This is a genomic window from Microcoleus sp. Pol7_B2, from assembly GCF_036701035.1.
GTDB lineage: Bacteria > Cyanobacteriota > Cyanobacteriia > Cyanobacteriales > Microcoleaceae > Microcoleus.
On sequence record NZ_JAUBQB010000151.1, the window covers coordinates 1 to 4835 of the forward strand.

Sequence of the window (4835 nt, forward strand, 5' to 3'; positions counted from 1 at the left end):
AGTTAAATCCCGAGGGCGCGCATCAGCAAATAGCCCAATCCCCTAATTTATTATTCCGACAATAAATCCGCCCTGCTCTAGCCCCCCTCCCGGGGGGGCCTGGAAACAACTCAAAGTCCCCCTTCTTAAGGGAGATTTAGGGGGATCGAGACTCAAGTAAAAGCGAGATCGATCGAGAACTTCTATCTTAAATTGACACCAATGAGTGAAATTGACAACTACCAGATTCTCTCCCAAATTTACGAAAGCGCTAATTCATTAGTGTATCGGGCTGTCCATAAATCTCGCCATCATCCCGTTATCTTCAAAATGCTCAAAGAATTCTATCCTTCACCTGAAAAAATTGCCTGGTTTAAGCGAGAGTATGAAATAACCCAAAACATTAACTTACCAGGCGTAATAGATGTTTACAGCTTCCAAAACCTAGAAAATCAGTGGGTAATTGCGTTAGAAGATTTTGGTGGCGAATCCCTCAATTATATAATCGCTAAGAAACAATTTACAATTGCTGAATTTCTCCATCTGGCTATTGAAATTGTTGACATTCTCGGTCAGGTTCACCAGCAGCACATCATTCATAAAGATATTAACCCATCAAATATTGTTTTAAATCAGCAGACAGGTAAGCTGAAACTAATTGATTTTGGAATTTCCACAACACTGTCGCGAGAAAACCCAAGTTTTCTTAACCCGAACGTATTAGAAGGAACGCTAGCTTATATCTCGCCAGAACAAACAGGTCGCATGAATCGAACAATCGATTACCGCACAGATTTTTACTCGCTGGGGATAACTTTTTATGAATTACTAACGGGACAGTTACCCTTCCCCACGAATGATGTTTTGGAATTGGTGCATTGTCATATTGCTAAACAACCTACCCCACCCCACGAAATTTCACCAGAAGTTCCACCTATTATTTCAGCGATCGTATTGAAATTAATGGCCAAAAATGCTGAGGAACGCTACTTATCAGCATATCAGCTAAAGGCAGATTTACAAGAATGTCTCAGACAGTGGCAGAGCAAAGAGCAAATAGACCCTTTCCCAATCGATCGGCACGAGATTTCCGATCGATTTCAAATTCCCCAAAAACTGTACGGGCGAGAGCGGGAAATTTCTGCCCTATTAGCTGCTTTCGAGCGAGTCAGCCAAGGAACCAGTGAAATGATGCTGGTTTCAGGATATTCTGGGATTGGAAAAACTGTATTAATACAAGAAATATATAAGCCGCTGACTCGTCAACGCGGTTATTTTATTTCTGGTAAGTTTGACCAATTTCAACGAGATACTCCCTACGCATCCTTAATTCAGGCATTTCGTTCGTTAGTGCGGCAGTTACTAACAGAAAGCGATGCAGAAATTAGCAAGTGGCGAGAGAAACTCCAAGCAGAATTAGGGGAAGCTGGAGGGGTAATCGTTGAAGTTATTCCTGAAGTAGAACTAATTATTGGTTCCCAACCACCCCTACCAGAGCTCCCGCCAGCAGAACAGAGAAATCGCTTTAATCGGATTTTGCAAAAATTTATTAATATATTCACACAACTCGAACATCCCTTAGTAATTTTCTTAGACGACTTACAGTGGGCAGATAGAGCCTCGCTAGAATTAATTCAACTGTTGATGACAGTAGCCGATAATAAATATCTATTTCTAATTGGTGCATATCGGGATAATGAAGTAAGCGAAGCACATCCGCTAACTCAAATTTTGGAGAATATTGCCAAAGCAAAAGTAACAACCATTAATAAAATATTTTTGACACCTTTAGCCTTAACCGATATTACGCAACTTTTAGTTGATACGCTTTTTGCGGAATCAAAAAATGCTAAGCCACTTACCAAATTGCTCCAGCAAAAAACTGGTGGTAATCCGTTTTTTATCAATGAATTCTTAAAATCCCTGCATTCTGAAGCATGGTTATATTTTAACTACGAATCTCAGAAATGGCAGTGGGACTTAGAACAAATAAAAGCGCAACCAATTACAGATAACGTTTTAGCTCTGACGAGCAAAAATGTAAAAAAACTCCCGACAGCAACTCAGGCAGTATTAAAATTAGCAGCTTGCGTGGGGAATCAGTTTGACTTGAGAACGCTGGCGATTATCTATGAAAAATCCCTCCAAGAAACAGCAACAGATTTACGGTCAGCACTTCAATCCGGTCTAATTATACCCCTCAGCCATGCCTATCAGTTGGCGGAACTTGATGTAGCAGGTTTGTCCGATCGGTTGGTTGCAGAATACAAATTTGCCCACGATCGCATTCAACAAGCAGTTTACTCTCTCATCTCCGAAGCAGATAGACAGTCAGTACATCTGCGCGTGGGAAGGTTGTTACTTCAAAATACACCATCTGAAGAATGGTCACAGAAGCTGTTTGATATTGTCAATCAGTTAAACAAAGGTCGTGCGCTGATCGAGCGACAAATAGAGCGATACGAGTTAGCTCGATTAAACTTACAGGCAGGTAAAAAAGCCAAATCTTCAGCGGCTAGCCAACCAGCTTTTAATTACCTTCAAATCGGCTTAAGTTTGTTAAATAACAAGAGTTGGTCGCAGCAGTACAACCTTACCTTAGATTTGTATTTAGAAGCAGCAGAAACAGCTTATACAATTGCTAACTACGATGAAATGGAGCGCTTAGCTGGGGTAGTTTTGCAAAAAGCCCAAACGCTGTTAGAAAAAGTAAAACTCTATGAAATTAAAATGCAAGCTTATTGCGCCCAAATGAAATTCCTAGAGGCGATCGACATTGGGCTAGAAGTTCTGAAATTACTTGGGGTACAATTACCGCAACAACCGAACCAATCCGATCTGACGCGAGAGATGGAGCAGATAAAATCTGCTTTAGCGGGCAGGCAAATCCAGGAGTTAATCGACTTACCGCAGATGACCGATCCGTATAAACTAGCAGCTATGCGGGTGATGAACTACTTGTTGGGTCCTGCGTTCATAGCAATGAATCAACTGAGCTTGTTAATTTGGTGCCGACAGGTGAATTTATCGATTCAGCATGGTAATGCTGCTAGCTCTGCTTTACCGTATACAGGTTACGGAATGATCCTCTGCTCGTCAGGAGAGCTTGACACTGGCTATCAGTTTAGTCAACTTGCTTTGAAGCTACTGGATCGATTCAAAGATAGAACATTTAAAGCAAGAATTTATGCAATATATAAGACATTTATCAAGCATTGGAATGAACCTCTCAGAGACACATCTTCTTTAAGCATGGAAGCTTATCAATGTGCGATAGAAACAGGAGATCTTGAATATGCTGCTAGTGTTAGGCAAGGCTATGCTTACGCTTTGTACCTCAGCGGTGTGGATCTGATCGATGCCAAGAAAGAGATGGCGAAATTCCTTAAAGTTGCCTATCAAACTAAACAGGAAGCATACATTAATTGGGCTAAAATCTATATGCAGGCGATCCTGAACTTGGCGGAACAAGTAGAAAATCAGTGCTGTTTGATTGGTGAAGTATACGACGAACAAAAGATGATACCCGTTCATCTAGAAAGTGGCGATCGAACAGCGCTCATGCACGTTTATTCCCATAAAGTTATCCTCTGTTATCTTTTCGAGGAATTTCAGCAAGTTGTGGAGAATGCAGACCGCTTTGAAGAATACTCAGCTAATGCAGGCTCCTTTTTTATTCTCCCTGTTGTCTATTTGTATGATATGTTAGCCCGACTAGCGCTCTATCCTAATTCCTCAGAAACGCAAAGAGAAGAAATCCTGACAAAGGTGGCTACTAAACAAGAAAAAATGGAAACATGGGCAAAGCAAGCTCCCATGAATTACCTGCACAAATTCTATCTAGTGGAAGCGGAACGCGATCGCGTATTAGGCAACGATAAGGATGCCAGAGAATATTACGATAAGGCCATCATCTTAGCCCGCGAAAACGAATATCTCAACGAAGAAGCCCTCGCCTACGAACTAGCAGGCAGGTTTTATTTAGCCAGGAATCAAAATCATGTTGCCCGTCACTACCTGCAAGATGCCCACTATGCCTATCAGCGTTGGGGGGCTGTAGCTAAAGTCAAAGATTTGGAAGCGCGATACCCGCAATTTTTAGCCATTCAGTCGCTTAGTTCAACCCGAACAGATACTGAAAATAATATCATCAATCCAATCACCACAACTGGTAGCAATTCCGGCGAAGCGCTAGATTTTGCCGCAGTAATGAAAGCATCCCAAGCTATTTCCGGTGAAATCGTTCTCGAACAATTGTTAAACCAGGTGATGAAAACTGTGATCGAAAACGCAGGCGCCCAAAAAGGTTTTCTGATTCTGGATAAAGGCGGCAATTGGGCGATTGAAGCCGAAGCAGCAGTAGAATCCGAGAGCATTACCATTATGCAATCCCTTCCCGTAGATTCTGTAGATCCTGCAACTGGAATTCCCCTGCTATCAACCGCCATAGTTAACTACGTCGCTCGCAGCCACGAAAATGTAGTATTAAATAACGCCACCGATGAAGGACTATTTACTGGGGATTCTTACATTACCGCAACTGGGCCCAAATCGATCCTCTGCACCCCCCTACTCAATCAAGGCAAACTAGGTGGAATTCTCTACTTAGAAAATAATTTGGCGATCGGTGCATTTACCTCGGAAAGAGTCGAAACTTTAAAAATCATTGCCGCTCAAGCTGCGATCTCGATTGAAAATGCAACTCTCTACGAAAAATTAGAAGATTACAACCGAACTTTAGAGCAAAAAGTAGAAGATCGCACCGCACAGTTAGCCCAAGCTATAGTCATTTCAAATAAATGTGAGACAGAGGTAAGATCATGATAAAATCGATAAAAATAGTTAATTAGAAAAAA

The 4835-nt window shown here is 41.6% G+C and carries 1 protein-coding gene; it reads left to right on the plus strand.

Going from position 1 to position 4835, the window contains the following annotated elements; all coding sequences use genetic code 11:
* The first annotated feature begins 201 nt into the window (after positions 1-201).
* A complete protein-coding gene (locus tag QUA57_RS28045; protein ID WP_333065051.1) occupies positions 202-4803 on the plus strand; it encodes an AAA family ATPase in 4602 nt (1533 codons plus the stop codon).
* Positions 4804-4835: the final 32 nt, after the last annotated feature.